This window comes from Treponema sp. OMZ 788, assembly GCF_024181245.1.
Taxonomy (GTDB): domain Bacteria; phylum Spirochaetota; class Spirochaetia; order Treponematales; family Treponemataceae; genus Treponema_B.
Map to the genome: position 1 here is coordinate 970,811 of NZ_CP051199.1, position 14,895 is coordinate 985,705.

The following is a 14,895-nucleotide window of genomic DNA, read 5'->3' on the forward strand; positions in this document are numbered from 1 at the left end:
CCTAGCTTCCTATTCTTCTTACTTCTTCTATCTTATCTCTTATAACGGCAGCCTCTTCAAACATGAGCATGTCGGCGTATTCTGCCATTTGGGCTTCGAGTTTTTTGATAAGTTTTTTTCTGTCGGCAGGGTTTAAAATATTTAGACTGCTGATAAGGGGGCCGGCTTCTGCAAGGGCTGCTTCTTTTTTGATTTCGTTTTCTCTGGTTAAAATATCTTCGATGGCTTTCTTTATTGTCTTTGGTGTTATACCGTGTTCCTTGTTATAGGCTTCCTGAATTGAGCGGCGGCGGTTTGTTTCTTCGATTGTTTCTTTCATCGCATCGCTTATTCTGTCGGCATACATAACAACCTTGCCGTTTTCGTTTCGGGCGGCCCGTCCTACAATCTGAATAAGACTCGTAGTGGAGCGCAAAAAACCTATCTTATCCGCATCGAGAATTCCTATAAAAGAAACTTCGGGTAGGTCGATACCCTCTCTTAAAAGGTTGATTCCTATAAGCACATCGAATTCCCCTGCACGCAGTCCCTTTAAGATTTCGACCCTCTCTATTGTTTCAACCTCGCTGTGAATATATTTTACCTTTAAGGCAAGGCCGGTTAAATAATCGGTGAGGTCTTCAGCCATTTTTTTTGTGAGGGTCAAAATCAAGCTCCTTTCTTTTTTTGCAATGCGCTTCATAACCTCATCATAGATATGTTCCATCTGTCCTTCGCTTTTATGAATTTCGATGATAGGATCCAAAAGGCCTGTGGGGCGTATTACTTGTTCGACAATGCGTGTAGAATATTTTATTTCTTTTGGGCCAGGCGTTGCGGAAACAAAGACTGCCTGATTGAGCATCTTTTCAAACTCGCCGATTTTTAAAGGGCGGTTGTCTAAGGCGCAGGGAAGACGGAAGCCGAAGTCTACAAGGTTTTGTTTTCTGCTCCGGTCTCCTTCATACATAGCTCCTACCTGCGGAAAGGTAACATGGCTTTCATCCATGAACAATAAAAAGTCCTCGGGGAAATAATGAAAGAGGGTTGCTGGAGGCTCTCCGGGTTTTCTGTTTGCTATGGGAGCCGAGTAGTTTTCGATGCCGGGGCAATAGCCCATCTCCGAAAGCATTTCTATATCGTACTCGGTTCTGGTTTTTAACCTTTCGGCTTCAAGGAGTTTTCCTTCTTTGTGCAAAACTTTCAGCCTTTCTTCCAATTCTTTTTTTATTCTTTCAAGGGCATTGGGAATGGCATCTTCGGGCATTACAAAGTGCTTTGCAGGATAAATAGAAAGCTCCTCATATTCTTGAAGCACCTCTCCGGAAATCGGATTAAATTTTCTTATGCGTACGATTTCTTCCCAATCGAATTCGACCCTGTAGGCATCTTCCATGTAGGCCGGAAAAATTTCCATAACGTCGCCTTTGACGCGGAAGCGGCCCCGTTCGAGGACTGCATCGTTTCTTTCGTACTGCAAACTTATAAGCTGTTTTTTTAATTTTTCGATTTCGGTGTTCACGCCCTTTTCTATGGTTATGCGTAAATCCCTCCACGATTCGGGAAGGCCTAAACCGTAAATACATGAAACTGTAGAAACGACTATAACGTCCTTTCTTTCCATAAGGCTGAAAGTTGCCGAAAGGCGGAGGCGGTCAATCTCGTCGTTTATTGAAGCGTCTTTTTCTATATAAAGGTCGCGGGCAGGCACATAGGCTTCGGGCTGATAGTAGTCGTAATAAGAGACAAAGTATTCGACGGCATTTTCCGGGAAAAAGGTTTTAAATTCTCTGTACAGCTGGGCTGCCAAGGTTTTGTTGTGGCTTATGATGAGGGTCGGTTTTTGCACGGCTTGAATTATATTTGCCATCGTAAAAGTTTTCCCCGAGCCCGTAACTCCTTTAAGGGTTTGAAATTTATCGCCTGCAATTATCCCTTCTGAAAGAGCCTTGATGGCTTCTCCCTGATCTCCTGAGGGTTTATAATCCGAAATAAGTTTAAACTGCTTCATTTTATTTTACCTGATCCGATTATTTTGTTTTCTTCTAATTGCTCACCTTCCAATTTTTCCAAATTTTTGATGAGCTTGCTTGCCGTTAAGCTGTAGCTTGCTTTTGTATTTTGAGAAGCAAGGCTGTGGGCGAGACTTCCGGTAATTGCGGCATCGAGGGGGCTGTACCCTTGGGCTAAGAGGGAACATATAAGACCTGTGAGCACATCGCCCGAGCCCGCCTTTGAAAGAGCCGGAGAGCCCAGCGTGTTGATAAATATTTTTCCGTTATGAGCGATTAAGGTATTAGCCCCCTTTAATACGAGGACAAGTTTAGGGAATTTTTTTGAAAAAGTTAAGGCTAAGGGAAAGCGTTTTTTTTGTATTTCTTCAATGCTTAAATTTCCAAGATTTGCGATATTTAAAAGTGAGGAAAATTCTTTTGGGTGAGGAGTTAAAACTGCCGAGCTTAATTTGGGTAAAATTTCTTTTAATTCGTTATAATAAAAAATGTCTGCATCGAGCACCATAGGCATTGATCGGTTTTCCTTTATTTTTAGAATAGAAAAAAGCTCGTCGTTTTTTCTTCCAAGGCCTTGACCTATGGCTAGGCTTGTAAATTTATTTATGCCTGATTTGCAGGCTTCAGATTTTCTGTCATACATAAAATCGGCCTTTAGGTTTTTAGGCCTTTCCGGATTTTCACCTATCAATGTTACAAGGCCTGAGCCGAACTCCAAGGCGGCAGAGGCTGCCAAAAGAGAGGCTCCGCTTTTTTCTCCCATAATTATTCCTGCATGGCCGAAAATTCCCTTATGGGTGTTTTGTTTTTTCCTTGAAGGGAGCTTTAAGTCTTCTTTTTCGAGTAAAAAAACATCGGGCCTTTCGTTTTGCTCGTAGGAGGAGCGGGGGAGGCCAAGGTCTATCACCTCTATTTTTCCCGTAATATCCTTTGCCTCATCGGAGTAAAAGGCTTCCTTTAAGGCTCCCATCGAAAATGTACTGTTACATACAACAGCATCGGGACTTGCTTCTCCGTCAAGGTTTAAGCCGCTCGGTATATCGCAGGCAATTTTAAAAGCCTTGACCTTATTTATCTTTTCTATTGTTTTTTTATCTTCGTCTTTTAAAAATCCTTTTAAGCCCGTTCCTAAAAATGCATCAAAAAGAAGATCCGATTCGGGCAAGATGTTTTTTGCTGTTTTAATATTCAAGGCTTTTAATCTTTCGTGTTGGAGCTTACACAGTTCCGACTTAGGTTCTTTTAAAAGTACAACATGAAGATTAAAATCATCGGCCAAGATTCTTGCAAGGGCTAAACCGTCCCCGCCGTTGTCGCCTGAACCGCAAAGAATTTGTAAAGTTTTTTTTGCTTCTCCTTTTTTTAGGGGAAAAAGATTTTTAATTTTTTCTGCGGAACCGCGGGCGGCATTTTCCATTAAGATTCCGTTTTTTAAATTAAAATCTTCTTCGGCTCTTTTATCCAATTCTCTTAAAGAATAAAAAACATTTTGCATAAGTTTTGTCCTTTTACACTTGCACAAATCTTACAGCCAGATTCGGAATATCTATATCCTCCGCTTTTACATTTATGCGCTCGTTAATCGATAATTCTTTTTTTAATCTCATCTCGGTTTCATAGCCGATAGACGGAATTGAAATGCGGGCCGTGTTTTTTATTGTTTCGAGGATTACGGCTTCTCCCTGCCAGTCAGGATTTTGTAAAAGATAGATCAAGGTCCAGTGTTGGCGGGATGCTCTTTCGGCATAGGAACAATTTTTGCCTGCAATGTCTCCTGCCGCTATACGCATAAGAAGGTCATCGGTTTTCATCACCTCTTTTCCGTCGATAAATTTTAAAAGCTGTTGGTGGGCAACCAAGTCGCCGTAGCGGCGGAGGGGACTTGTAATTTGGCTGTACATTGCAATTCCGAGAGCCGAGTGCATTGCAGGAATTGTGCCGACATTTCTCGGCCGCATCGCCTTTCGTTTTCTGTATTCTCCTGCAAGCCCATCGGGTAGTTTTTTAGGAAGCTCCGGAGCCTCCTGACTTACAAACTGAAACGGAATATTGTTTTTAAAGGCAAAGCGGGCAGCTGCCTCTCCTGCAAGGAGCATCATTTCCTTTATCATCAAAAAAGATTCGGTAAAATTATAGGGGTTTATAAAAACTTTTTGAGTTTCATTTTCGGTTTCTGCCTTTATTTGAACTTCGGGCATGTCTATCGAAACTGCTCCGGCTGCTTCCCGTTTTTTTCTGTTTTTTTCCGCTATTTCAAAAAGAGACTTTAGGCTTGCACTCGTCTTTTCTTCATCAGCCTTTTCAAAACTTATACAGCTCACCCTTATCTTGGTACGCAAAATATCTACGTCGAGAATTTCCGCCGCCTCGTTTAATTTTAGTTTAAACGACAGGGCATAGGAATCGGGGTGGAGACCGAGGGCAAAGGCATCTACTGCCGATTCTCCCAACATTCGGGACACTCCTTCAGGAATGTAGAGGGTGGCTCCCCGTTTTCTTGCATCCATATCGCTTTTGGAATCGGGGGTAATTATGTCGGCAGGGTTCGCAATATGAATCCATAAGTGTTCTCCGTCAAAGCAGACGGCATCGTCGGGATCGGTGCTGCCTTCATTGTCGATTGCATAGGCTGTAAGATGTGTGAGGTCTTCGTATTTTTCGTTATGCTCGATAGGAGGCAGGTCCAGCTTTGGAGAATTTAAAGGATGCTTAAAGCGGGTGGGGTAAGGATTTTTTTCGATCTTCCAATAGCCTGTCCGGATTAAAATCTTATGAGCCGATTCCGGAGTTTCTTTTAAGTGAGCTTCATTTAAGAGCTTTGACTTGTCGGTTTTTTCCAAGGCGAGGGCTTCTATTTCCTGCAAAAAGTGAGAATATTTTTTTAAGTCGAAAGTTTCTCCTTTTTTTTCTTTTATAAATTTAGATAAATCGTTTATAAAATCTTTTCTTTCTTGCTCTTCCGCCTGTTTTTCGGTTTCTTTTTTTATTGCGGCAGCGGCGATTGCTTCGGCTTCTTCCTTTGTTCTTATCTTAATCGGAAGGTCAGGGCTTTCTGCAATAAAAAGAGGAGAGGCTGATACCAAAAGCCATGCAGCCCACATTTGTTCGGGTTTTAGATCTTCCCAAACCAGTTCTGCTATCTCCAAAAATAGGGCTGAACCTTCTTCAAAAAACTCGGCAGCTTCCGCAAAATCCGGAGCAGGGCAGACTGCTGCCAAAACTGTTTTTAAGGATGCGGAGTTATTCGGGGTTAAGAGAGAAAAATCTTTTTCGCGCACCTTTTTGATTCCGTTTTCCGTTTCTATTTCAAATTTACCGTCGGTCTGTCCTTTTATTAGTGCCGGACGGTTTTTATATAGGACGATTGCATTTGTATTCATTTTTATTCCTTAAAATAAACTATGGCAAATAATTAGGATTCAAGTTTTGTGATAAAAATCTGTCTTATAAAGCCGTTTAAATAGAGAACCTGAATTTTATTTGCCTTATAAAAATAGTTTTCCAAATCTCCTGATATATAAAGAGAAGGACCGAAAAAACTTTCAAAAGATTTTCTGCTTTCACCTATTCTTAAGTCATTCGGTAACGACAAAGTAGAGCCTGTAAAAATCGAAATTTTTTCTATATTGTTGTTTGTTGAAGTCGAAATCGAAACCTCGGCATTTAAAAAAATCATAGAACCATTTTTCGGAAAAATAATTGTATTTTATTCCTGAAGGTTTTCCCCAATGCTCAATCAGATCATCTGTGGTGTCTTCGAGTTTAATCTTTTTTAAGATAATGGGCGTGTATTTTTCCATAGAGAAAATTAAATTGCGTAATTGTTCTCTTGCCTTTAAGGCCTTGTTCACTTCGCCTAAACCAAAAAGCATTCTTGCATAATTAAAAATAATAATTCTCTTATCTATCATGCTTCCCGTAATTAAAAACAGGCTGTCTGCATTTGCTGCCGTATTTTTTATCATCGGCTCCAAAAGGAGCTTTGCCTTGGTATAATCTTTTTGTGAAAGGTATAAAAGCGAAGCATAGTTTGTGCTTGCAATCATACTTTCCGTTCCGCTTTCGCTTAAGTACGCTTTTTCTGCAAGAGAAAGGGCTTCGGCTTTATCGTTGATATTGGGAGAATAAAAAAGAAGCATTGCATAGGATGACTCCATCCCCGATTCTCCGATTGAATTGAGATAGCTTTTATAAGCCCTTACTGCTTCATCATAATCGTTTATATTTCCGGGAATGCCCGTTTCATCTTTTTTTATTTGGTCTATCAAAAGGCTTTTCGGGTCAAAATTTAAAATTTCATATTTGGTGTTTAGTTTTTTTGAAGTCTTCATTCCTGCAGGGTAGGCAGTCAAAAGGTTTTCTTTTGAAAGTCCTGCCTCCCATTTTTTATGGGCTGCTATTGCTGCCAGTCTTTTAAAATACATATTGTTCGGGAAGGAAGTCCGCAGGGCTGAGATTCTTTGTTTTGCATCTTCAACGGCATTTTCATCATCGCTTCTAACGGCATCAAGCACATAGAAAATTTCATCGGCAATTGCTTCTGCTTCATCCTTGTGTTTAAGCAAATTACTTATACGCTGTTGCGGTGAAAAATTTTCGGTAAAAAAAGTTTCAAATCTTTTTGCGTAATTAGGATCCGTTTGAATTCTTTTTAGTTCTTCAAGATGATTATAAAAAATGTTTGAATCGTATCCTGCAAGTTTTAAAAGAATCAGGGTAAAGCTGTCTGCCGTTAAATTATATGCTTTTAAAAGTTCGCCGTTTTTTTCTCCGCTTCTTCTCGGATCGGAAAAATAGACCGGCTTATTGTCAAGGGCAAAAGATGCCGCTGCATGGGCTAAAAAGGCAGAGAGCATTTTTTCTCTTTCAATGTTTAAGTTTTTTATTCTTCTTGGCGAGGCAACCAAATTTTCTGCAATTTTCGCTTCAATATAGTCTAATAAACCGGTGCTTACAAGGATAGTTCCGTCAGGGTAAATTTTACATTTGATTATTTGACTTTCTTCAATAATAAGGCGCATCCTACCTCGGTAAAGCTCGTTATTCCTTATGAGCATAAAAAGAGAGGCATTGAGCACTTCCTGCCAAACACCTAAATTTTCGGCAGAAATTTCGTTTAGTGAGGCTGCTGCGATTTCGTTTCTATAAAAATCCATGGCATCGGATCTTATTTCTTTAATTGACTTGTCATTTTCTTGGGCAAAAACAGGGGCTAGGCCTTGAGAAAATATTAAAATAAGAATAAAACAACAAAGTTTTTGTACAAATTTTCTTTTCATCATTTGCATATAATAGCACAATATAGGATTTTTAGCAAGATTTAGCCGAGCCCCTTATCTTTGATTATGTGCAGTTTTTTTAGCTTTTCGATTCGGATTTCGGCTGCCATTCCGAATTCCTTTAAAAATATAAAAAAATGTCAATGAGATTGACAAAAAAAGGGGGTGGGGAGTATAATGAAAAAAGTGAGAAAATATGTTAGATTGACGCTTTTGGCGCAGGAGAGTAAATGAAAAATAAAGTATGTTTTGCAATTATTTTTTTTAATGCTATAATTTATTCAGCTTATACTCAAGATAAAATAGACTATCTTGTATTAAACAAAATAAAAACAGCTCAGGAAGTAATTGTTAAAAATATTAAAATGGAAGTTACCATAAAATTAGATGAGAATCAAAAAAAAGCGTTTATTAATAATTTGAATGTTGTAAAAAGCAGAGATTGGGGTAAGTGTTGGTTTCCATATACCGTTACTATCATATATGATGATAAAAATATTTCTTTTATGACAAATGGGAAGACCTTGGGACAATTTGGAACTATGGCGATATATGATTTTGAATCTGATTTGAAGCTTTTGATAAATTCTTTTTTTATTATGGAAAATGAATTTCCGCTTTACTTAGAAAAAATGGTAAAAGTAAAGACTCGGGATGTTCGCTTGTATCAGGTAAATTATTCAAGGAAAAATTTAAAATTTATTCAAGGACTTTCTTCAAGTAAAAATTTAGGTAAAATGCATTGCACATGGAAAATTGGACAAGAACTTATTGATATACAAAGCAACTTTACTGAAAAAGAATTAAAAAAACATATAAAGAAAGAAAAGCTAAAAGAAATTGCCGATTATTATATAAGAGAATTATGTAAACGGGAATTATTTTTTTCCTCATATGAATTGCATTCTCTGGATGAGGTAAATAAAAAATGGATTATTTATTTTGTATATGTCGAAAAAGAACATACCTGTAAAAAAGAATATTGGGATGAGGTTGTGTTTATGTTACCAGATGGTACAATTGTAGTCAGTGAAAATAACTTTGAAGAAATAAAGTTTTAGAGAAAATTACCTAACACCCGCTTCAACGCTGACAACAAGAACAAGCTTTGTTGTAGGTCAAGCGCATGTTAGACTTTGAAGCGATTTTGTCTCTAAATAAAATTTTTGAGAATTGGTATATCAATGATGTTAAACAGGAACATCAAACTATTCCAACGATGGCTTATAGGTTAGAGGCTTCCGACATTGTAGCCGAAAAGATTAAAATTAGTGTTGTTTTTAAATAGATACAGAGGAATACTATGAGCAAAAATAAACCGATCAAACCGACTGATAATGAACCTAATATGCAGAATCCTAATAAGGGAACATCCGGAACAAACCGCCGGTATAACTAAAATTAAGGTAATCGTGGAAGACAACTTAATCCAAACAATACGAAATAATAATACAAGTGCAAATCTAACAGTCATATTCAATCTGTAATTTTTGACAGAGCTTATATTTAGCTTTAATCTCACGCATTTTCCGCTTTTTTTTGGTTTTTGGATTGACGACAAGTATCTAATTGCGGTATAGTATAAGTAAGGAAAGTAAGGAGATGTTTATGGAACTTGCAAAAGTAACTTCAAAAGGTCAGATTACGATTCCTCTTAAGATAAGAAATCTGCTTGGATTAAAAACCGGTGATAAAGTTTTTTTTAAGGAGAATAGAGGAAAGGTTTACATTACGAATGCGTCTCAAATAAGTTTATCAAATATTCAAGCTCAAATGCAAGGAGAAGCTGAAAAAGCAGGGTTTCAAACAGAAGATGATGTTATTACTTATATCAGGGAATTACGGAAAGCACGTTGAGAGTTTTTGTAGATACAAATATCGTTATTTCTGCGATACTTTTTCCTAATGGTAAAACGGCTGGAGTTTTTTCCCATTTGCTTGAAAAGCATACGGTGATAATTTCTTCATATACGAAGAAAGAATGCGAAGCAGTTTTTGAAAAGAAATTTCCATTAAAAAAAGAACTATTGAATATTTTTTTTGATGGAATTAATTCTGAAGAATTTAAAAATGCTGATGAAATTGATGAAAAGCAATATCCGAAAATTCGGGATGTAAAAGATTTACCGGTTCTTGCATCTGCAATTTTATCTGATTCCGATATTTTGATTACCGGAGACAAAGATTTTGAATATATAAAAATTGATAAACCATTAATTTTTACGCCAACAAAATATTTTGACTTGATTGAAGAAATAACCTAACACTCATATTCAACCTGACATTGCGGAGAAGCCGTGTTCCGGTTTAAAACAATGTTAGATGGAAGCCTTTGGCGGTAGAAAAATAAATGAAATCTAATAATTATGATTTTCTTTAATTATATGATATTTGAAGTGGTAATATTATAAAAATGATAATTACAGAAATAAATTAACACATAATAATTAAAAAATATAAAGGAATATTTTATCTAAGCAAATACTAAGCTTTTTTAATTGCTATTAAAGCAAGAAATTAACTTTATCTTGAAATTTTGATAAAAATATAGTATATTTAGAAGGGAAATAGAAATGACTGTATTTGAGAAGCTTTCAAACAATGGAATCTATGTAACTCACAAAGATTTAGAGTATATAATTTCTAAGTATGATATTAAAGAAATATCTGTCTTTGGCTCTTCAATAAGAAATGATTTTACGAGTGAAAGTGATGTTGATTTTCTTATAGAGTTTAGAAATTCTGAGAAAATATCGCTTTTTGATATATTAGATATACAAGATTATCTTCAAAATATTACAAAAAGAAATATTGATATAGTGGAACCTGCAGCTTTAGTAAATCCATATAGAAGAGAAGCAATAATGAATTCTCGGGAGCCTCTTTATGTTTCATAATGAGCGTGATAAAAGTTATATTTACGATATATTAAAATATTCACAAGAAGTGATTGATATTTTAAAAGACGAAAATCATAATAGTTTTGTAAATAATCGTATAAAAAGATTAGCAATTGAACGATTAATACAAATAATTGGAGAAGCGGCAAATCATCTGTCCAAAGATTTTATGCAAGAAAATCCGGATATTCCTTGGAAGAAAATTATTGGATTAAGAAACAAAATTGTTCATGACTATGGGGAAATTCTAACGGATCGAATTTGGCTGATTGCATCTCAATCAATTCCTGAGTTAATGGATCAAATAAAATCAAAAAATTTCATCTAACACCCGTTTCAGCCTGATATTGCGGAGGAGCCGTGTTCCGGTTTAAAACAATGTTGGATTTACGGCTTTGACACTAAGGATAGAAAATGAGTAGAACACTTTGTTTAAAAATGCTTTATGTTATACTACTTGTATTACCGGGGATTCTTGTTTGTTGGAATGTATCAAGTACTAGCGAGGACCATCGATTTATTACTTCGCTTTTTATTGTGTTACTTTTGCTTATAGCCGGAAGAATAGCCAATACTTTTATCAGGATTTCTACATAGGCAGAAAGTATTTGGATAAAGATGATTTAGATAAAGCGTTATATTACTTTTTTAAAATTTGAGCACTGTATTGAGGAAAAACCATGGAAAAATTATTTTCTAGATGGCATGGTCTATATATACCATAGATGTCTTACCATGGTTAAAAACAATATTATCACTGTTTATATAAGAAAAGAACAATATGAAGAAGCAGAAAATTGGAGATGAGTAATAGCAAAGTAGATAAGTTTATAAGAAATATGCAGTCTATGTATGCTGATATTCAACCTTACCGATAGATACCACTATGAAAAATAATTTATACCTTGATTAAAGCCCCCATAATATGTTAGAGTAGGCCAATGGTAAAAGCTGTTTTTGCAGGGTCATTTGATCCGCCCACCTTCGGGCATTTAAACGTAATTGAAAGAGCTCAAAAGATATTCACCGAGGTGCATGTAGTAATCGCCGTAAATAACAACAAAAACTACTTGTTTTCGGGCGAAGAGCGTAAAAATATGATGGAAGAACTTACCCAAAAATGGGATAATGTTTTTGTAAATACTTGGAATTCGCTGATAGTAAATTATGCCGAAAAAATCGGGGCAAATGTTTTAATCCGCGGAGTGCGGAACGTTTCCGATTTTTCCTACGAATTCGATCTTGCCGTGATGAATAAGGGCTTAAATCAAAAGATAGAAACCGTTTTTATGGTTCCCGACACAAAGTACTTTGTATTGCGTTCAAGCTCCATAAAGGAATTGGCAGCCTTCAAGGGCAACCTTTCCGGGATGGTTCCTCCCATAGTCGAAAAGGCCTTAAACGAAAAAATGGATAGAATTTAAACTTGATTTTGTTGAAGGGTGTGCTATGTTTGTTATAGAAATTTTAGTTCCCATTTTTCTTTTCCGGCTTGCGGCTAAGATTTTTTAGGCTCTTTGCACCTATAAGCTTGGTTATTGATAGCCTTTGGTTCTTACTAAAACCATTCCGCTTATATATTTCGATAGCCGGTGTCCTGTTTTTTCTTAATTTTATGCTTATATTTATTCTAAAATGAATAAATATACACAAGTCCTTTTGCTCAAAAGGCTGGTTTTGGACTTCTTATAATACCAATTCTTTTAATGACGTTTCCAAGACTTGAGAAAAATTTATACCTTGTTGTTCTGCTTTTAACTTTAAACCATAGGGAATAGTACAGTTTGTCCTAACACGCCTGCTGTCTATTTCATTTTTTACAAGGTCAGGGTAAATAGTAATAGCACAAACTATATCTCCATCGTTTGTTTGAATATCTGAAAAGTCTTCAACCGGCAGCTTATCGCCGTCTTTTTCCATTCCATATATATGAAGTTCTAACGCTTCTTTTGCCATTTTTTGTGCATCGATAAAGTTTTTTCCATAGCTTACACAACCTAAAACATGAGGAAAATACACACTATATGCACCATCTCCTGCCGGTTCAAAAACAGCTAAATATGTTTTATTTTTCATTTTATACCTCTTATTTTAATCCTGCTTGTTTTAAAATACTATTCAATGTTCCTGCTTTTAGATCTCCGTCATGAAAGGGAATCGTTATTTTTCCTTTTATTTTTAAGTGTGTTAATTGATAATGTGAACCTTTAGTTTCACAAATATACCAGCCGTTTTGCTTTAAAAGCTTTAACACTTCCTTTGCTGTCATATTTTAATTATACGTATAAAAAATACGTATGTCAATGGGAAATTTATTTTAAATCTTTCCTTTTTTCCTCATCACAAAATAGTAAAGGCCTGCAATAAAATAAAGACCTGCTGAGATTATAAAAAATGAGTCGATTTTGATAAGGCTTGCTGCAATTCCTCCGCCTAAGAAAAAGAGAATGTTAAGGCTGTAAAAGATAAAAAAACGGAATTTGTCTTTTTTGCCCCGGATGCACATAGCTAAGGCAAAGGCTGCGTCTGTGAGGTAGCCCGTTATGTGGGTGGTTCTTACAAGGATGTCTCCGTAAAAGATAAACATGGCATTTTGAACTCCGGCAGCAAAGCTTAGGGCTGATGTTTTGAGGTTTTGAGGCACTTGGGTTTTGAAAAAGGCCAAGTTGAAAAATATTAAGGCAAGACCCATCAATAAGATGCCGTATCTTTTTTTTAATGCAAATTTTCTTTCGTGGAACAATAGGCCCGACAAAAAGGCTCCTGCAAAAAAGGCAAGAATAATAAAGATAAGGGCTAAAACCTCTTCACTGTTTTTATTTCCGATTGAAAGGGCGAGATGACTCACATTCCCCGTATGATGGCTTACCGGCAAAGAAAAGCTGCGAATAGCCCCTGCATTTATATACCCCGACAAGATGGTTAAAAAGGCTATCCATACTTTAAACCGCAAGTCTTTTAATTTACCGGACATAGCTAACCTGTCAGCAGAAAACCCGGCAATTTTAAACCGGGCCTAGTCTGCTTATTTTTCTTCATCAAGAATTGAGTTATATAGCGAAGAATACTCTTCTTTTCCCTTTCCGGTATCGAATTTGGAGGCTCTTTCCCTCAAAAGAAGTTTAATCGCATACGAAAAAATTCCATCCGACGAGAATACTTCTGCTCCTCTTACCGTGTCGGCAGCCTGAAATCTTGCATTGTCCAAAAAGTTTTCGGCTTCAAGCGGATTTTGCATTGAAGCTGCTGTTCTTGCAATTTGTACAGGTGTAAATGCCGACGAAAGCAAGACTCTTTCATCATAGGAAATAGGAACTTCCCATTTTAGCTTTGCCGAACGCACCTGCTCAAGAGCTATTCTGAGGGAGCGTTCAAACTCGTACCACTTATCCAAATAGGCCGAGCCGGTGCTTATATCTTCTCTAGGCGGTTCAAGAGAGAGTGTTTCCAAAATTTGAGCATCCTTTTCTGAAAGAGAGCGTAGGGCAAGTTCTTTAAAAGCCTTAAAGCTCATAGGAGGCTGGAGATTAGGAAAAATTGAAGGCAGTTGAGCCGTCAAATAATAATAAGATGCCACCTTTTACAGCTCCTTTGCCGCATTTTTTAAGATTTCAGCTGTTTTGGGGCTGAGGTATGACGAGAATAAGTCTGCAACGGCTTCTGCCGAAAAGTCATAATAGGCGGCTCCATCCTTAGTACCGATCCTAAATCCGCCGGCTGTTTTGCTGTCGGCTTTAAGCTCCAATCCCTTAGAAACATGCTCTTTTAATGCTGCACTCAAGGATGATTCAAGCTCTTTAAGATCCTTGTCTGAAAGAATAACAGATAAATCTTCAGAGTTGTTGGCCTTTACCCAGCCCTTGACTGCTTCAGGAATAAGGTTTTTAAGAACTGATGAGTCATAGTTTTTGGCTGTTTCGGCCTTTATAATTGCATTTAGTTCATTTAAAAGACCTTGTCTGAATGAAATGAGTGTATTTCGGCTGGCTTGGTCTATTGAAGATTCTGCAGCTTTTTGAAATCTGAGTGCTTCAGCTTCTGCCTTTTTGATGCTTTCTTGTGCTTCAGCTTCTGCCTTTTCGATGATACTCTTTGCTTTTTCTTCTGCAGTCCTGATAATTTCTGCTGCTTTTTCATCTGCAGCAGCAACTCCTTCTTTTTTTATCTTATCAACAAGCTCTTGCAATTGAACTTCCATATGTTTCTCCTTAACAAAGTTATGCTTTCAATATTGTAACAGAAAATTTAATTCTTAGCAAGATAGGACTTGACAATTTTTTTAAATTTATTATAATGATAAATGAACAGTTGTTCATATGAATAGGTGATAAAATTATGATAGAAGATGAAGAGATAGGTATTTCTAATGAAGAAACTGTGGCTCATGCACGGGCTAAGATGCCCGACGAACAGACTATGAGTGACTTAGGTGATTTTTTTAAAAACTTCGGCGATTCTACGCGGATTAAAATAGTTTCCGCTTTGATTTCGGGAGAGCTTTGTGTGGCAGATCTTGCTGAAGTTTTGGAAATGTCCGCTTCAGCCGTTTCTCATCAGCTTAGAATTTTAAGGCAGGCTAAAATAGTAAAAAGCCGCCGTAACGGAAAACAGGTTTATTACACAATAGACGATAACCACGTCGGAATCTTATATTCCGTCGGTTTGGAACACATCAGGGAGGGTAAGTAAATGGATTATAAAAAAGAACATGAACGCCACGGTCAT

Annotated in this window: 16 protein-coding genes and 1 pseudogene; 8 read left to right on the forward strand and 9 right to left on the reverse strand. The window is 36.9% G+C overall.

What is annotated here, in order from left to right; genetic code table 11:
- Position 1: 1 nt before the first annotated feature.
- The 4 genes and pseudogenes from uvrB to E4O00_RS04640 all read right to left on the reverse strand — a co-directional run bounded on the left by uvrB (position 2) and on the right by E4O00_RS04640 (position 7,273).
- Positions 2-1,990 carry an excinuclease ABC subunit UvrB gene (gene uvrB / locus E4O00_RS04625; RefSeq protein WP_253678817.1) on the reverse strand — a complete coding sequence of 663 codons (1,989 nt, stop codon included), beginning with the start codon at positions 1,988-1,990 and terminating at the stop codon, positions 2-4.
- Positions 1,987-3,486, reverse strand: a complete 1,500-nt coding sequence (locus tag E4O00_RS04630) for an NAD(P)H-hydrate dehydratase (protein WP_253678818.1) — start codon at positions 3,484-3,486, stop codon at positions 1,987-1,989. Before E4O00_RS04630 ends, uvrB begins: the two co-directional genes overlap by 4 nt.
- Positions 3,487-3,499: 13 nt before the next feature.
- Positions 3,500-5,371, reverse strand: a complete 1,872-nt coding sequence (locus E4O00_RS04635) for a ribonuclease catalytic domain-containing protein (protein ID WP_253678819.1) — start codon at positions 5,369-5,371, stop codon at positions 3,500-3,502.
- Between the two features lie 32 nt (positions 5,372-5,403).
- A pseudogene (locus E4O00_RS04640) lies at positions 5,404-7,273 on the reverse strand (hypothetical protein).
- Positions 7,274-7,500: 227 nt separating this feature from the next.
- Between E4O00_RS04640 and E4O00_RS04645 the strand changes: the two are divergent.
- The 7 genes from E4O00_RS04645 (at position 7,501) to coaD (ending at position 11,594) form a co-directional block, all read left to right on the forward strand.
- Positions 7,501-8,331, forward strand: coding sequence for a hypothetical protein (locus E4O00_RS04645; RefSeq protein ID WP_253678821.1), 831 nt, complete (start codon positions 7,501-7,503; stop codon positions 8,329-8,331).
- 65 nt (positions 8,332-8,396) lie between these two features.
- On the forward strand, positions 8,397-8,558 hold the full coding sequence (locus tag E4O00_RS04650) for a hypothetical protein (RefSeq protein ID WP_253678822.1): 162 nt from the start codon (positions 8,397-8,399) through the stop codon (positions 8,556-8,558).
- 320 nt (positions 8,559-8,878) lie between these two features.
- Entirely contained in the window at positions 8,879-9,127 is a 249-nt protein-coding gene (locus E4O00_RS04655; protein ID WP_253678823.1) for an AbrB/MazE/SpoVT family DNA-binding domain-containing protein, read from the forward strand.
- Entirely contained in the window at positions 9,124-9,534 is a 411-nt protein-coding gene (locus E4O00_RS04660) for a putative toxin-antitoxin system toxin component, PIN family (protein WP_253678824.1), read from the forward strand. Before E4O00_RS04655 ends, E4O00_RS04660 begins: the two co-directional genes overlap by 4 nt.
- A gap of 309 nt (positions 9,535-9,843) precedes the next feature.
- Positions 9,844-10,167 carry a nucleotidyltransferase family protein gene (locus E4O00_RS04665; RefSeq protein ID WP_253678825.1) on the forward strand — a complete coding sequence of 108 codons (324 nt, stop codon included), beginning with the start codon at positions 9,844-9,846 and terminating at the stop codon, positions 10,165-10,167.
- Entirely contained in the window at positions 10,157-10,498 is a 342-nt protein-coding gene (locus E4O00_RS04670; RefSeq protein WP_253678826.1) for a HepT-like ribonuclease domain-containing protein, read from the forward strand. The genes E4O00_RS04665 and E4O00_RS04670 overlap by 11 nt, the downstream gene beginning before the upstream one ends.
- A gap of 613 nt (positions 10,499-11,111) precedes the next feature.
- Positions 11,112-11,594 carry a pantetheine-phosphate adenylyltransferase gene (gene coaD / locus E4O00_RS04675; protein WP_253678827.1) on the forward strand — a complete coding sequence of 161 codons (483 nt, stop codon included), beginning with the start codon at positions 11,112-11,114 and terminating at the stop codon, positions 11,592-11,594.
- A 262-nt stretch (positions 11,595-11,856) separates the two neighbouring features.
- On the opposite strand, the gene E4O00_RS04680 is transcribed toward coaD, so the two are convergent.
- From E4O00_RS04680 to E4O00_RS04700, 5 genes are read right to left on the reverse strand one after another with little or no spacing between them, the layout of a single operon-like run.
- Positions 11,857-12,246 carry a type II toxin-antitoxin system HicB family antitoxin gene (locus tag E4O00_RS04680; RefSeq protein ID WP_253678828.1) on the reverse strand — a complete coding sequence of 130 codons (390 nt, stop codon included), beginning with the start codon at positions 12,244-12,246 and terminating at the stop codon, positions 11,857-11,859.
- Between the two features lie 10 nt (positions 12,247-12,256).
- A complete protein-coding gene (locus E4O00_RS04685; RefSeq protein ID WP_253678829.1) occupies positions 12,257-12,439 on the reverse strand; it encodes a type II toxin-antitoxin system HicA family toxin in 183 nt (60 codons plus the stop codon).
- A gap of 48 nt (positions 12,440-12,487) precedes the next feature.
- Positions 12,488-13,144, reverse strand: coding sequence for a YoaK family protein (locus E4O00_RS04690; protein ID WP_253678830.1), 657 nt, complete (start codon positions 13,142-13,144; stop codon positions 12,488-12,490).
- 51 nt (positions 13,145-13,195) lie between these two features.
- Positions 13,196-13,747: a DUF2764 family protein gene (locus E4O00_RS04695; protein ID WP_253678831.1), complete on the reverse strand. Its 552-nt coding sequence runs from the start codon at positions 13,745-13,747 to the stop codon at positions 13,196-13,198.
- Between the two features lie 3 nt (positions 13,748-13,750).
- Entirely contained in the window at positions 13,751-14,368 is a 618-nt protein-coding gene (locus E4O00_RS04700) for a V-type ATP synthase subunit E (protein WP_253678832.1), read from the reverse strand.
- A gap of 137 nt (positions 14,369-14,505) precedes the next feature.
- On the opposite strand from E4O00_RS04700, the gene E4O00_RS04705 reads away from it, so the two are divergent.
- Positions 14,506-14,859 carry an ArsR/SmtB family transcription factor gene (locus tag E4O00_RS04705; RefSeq protein WP_253678833.1) on the forward strand — a complete coding sequence of 118 codons (354 nt, stop codon included), beginning with the start codon at positions 14,506-14,508 and terminating at the stop codon, positions 14,857-14,859.
- Positions 14,860-14,895 lie beyond the last annotated feature (36 nt).

What these genes read in the sequence shown, in the direction of transcription:
- E4O00_RS04665 (WP_253678825.1), top strand. Translation starts at nt 9,844, where the DNA reads ATGACTGTATTTGAGAAGCTTTCAAACAATGGAATCTATGTAACTCAC.
- E4O00_RS04685 (WP_253678829.1), bottom strand. Translation starts at nt 12,439, where the DNA reads ATGACAGCAAAGGAAGTGTTAAAGCTTTTAAAGCAAAACGGCTGGTAT.
- E4O00_RS04635 (WP_253678819.1), bottom strand. Translation starts at nt 5,371, where the DNA reads ATGAATACAAATGCAATCGTCCTATATAAAAACCGTCCGGCACTAATA.
- E4O00_RS04655 (WP_253678823.1), top strand. Translation starts at nt 8,879, where the DNA reads ATGGAACTTGCAAAAGTAACTTCAAAAGGTCAGATTACGATTCCTCTT.
- E4O00_RS04700 (WP_253678832.1), bottom strand. Translation starts at nt 14,368, where the DNA reads ATGGAAGTTCAATTGCAAGAGCTTGTTGATAAGATAAAAAAAGAAGGA.
- E4O00_RS04705 (WP_253678833.1), top strand. Translation starts at nt 14,506, where the DNA reads ATGATAGAAGATGAAGAGATAGGTATTTCTAATGAAGAAACTGTGGCT.
- E4O00_RS04645 (WP_253678821.1), top strand. Translation starts at nt 7,501, where the DNA reads ATGAAAAATAAAGTATGTTTTGCAATTATTTTTTTTAATGCTATAATT.
- E4O00_RS04630 (WP_253678818.1), bottom strand. Translation starts at nt 3,486, where the DNA reads ATGCAAAATGTTTTTTATTCTTTAAGAGAATTGGATAAAAGAGCCGAA.
- E4O00_RS04650 (WP_253678822.1), top strand. Translation starts at nt 8,397, where the DNA reads ATGTTAGACTTTGAAGCGATTTTGTCTCTAAATAAAATTTTTGAGAAT.
- E4O00_RS04690 (WP_253678830.1), bottom strand. Translation starts at nt 13,144, where the DNA reads ATGTCCGGTAAATTAAAAGACTTGCGGTTTAAAGTATGGATAGCCTTT.
- uvrB (WP_253678817.1), bottom strand. Translation starts at nt 1,990, where the DNA reads ATGAAGCAGTTTAAACTTATTTCGGATTATAAACCCTCAGGAGATCAG.
- E4O00_RS04670 (WP_253678826.1), top strand. Translation starts at nt 10,157, where the DNA reads ATGTTTCATAATGAGCGTGATAAAAGTTATATTTACGATATATTAAAA.
- E4O00_RS04680 (WP_253678828.1), bottom strand. Translation starts at nt 12,246, where the DNA reads ATGAAAAATAAAACATATTTAGCTGTTTTTGAACCGGCAGGAGATGGT.
- coaD (WP_253678827.1), top strand. Translation starts at nt 11,112, where the DNA reads ATGGTAAAAGCTGTTTTTGCAGGGTCATTTGATCCGCCCACCTTCGGG.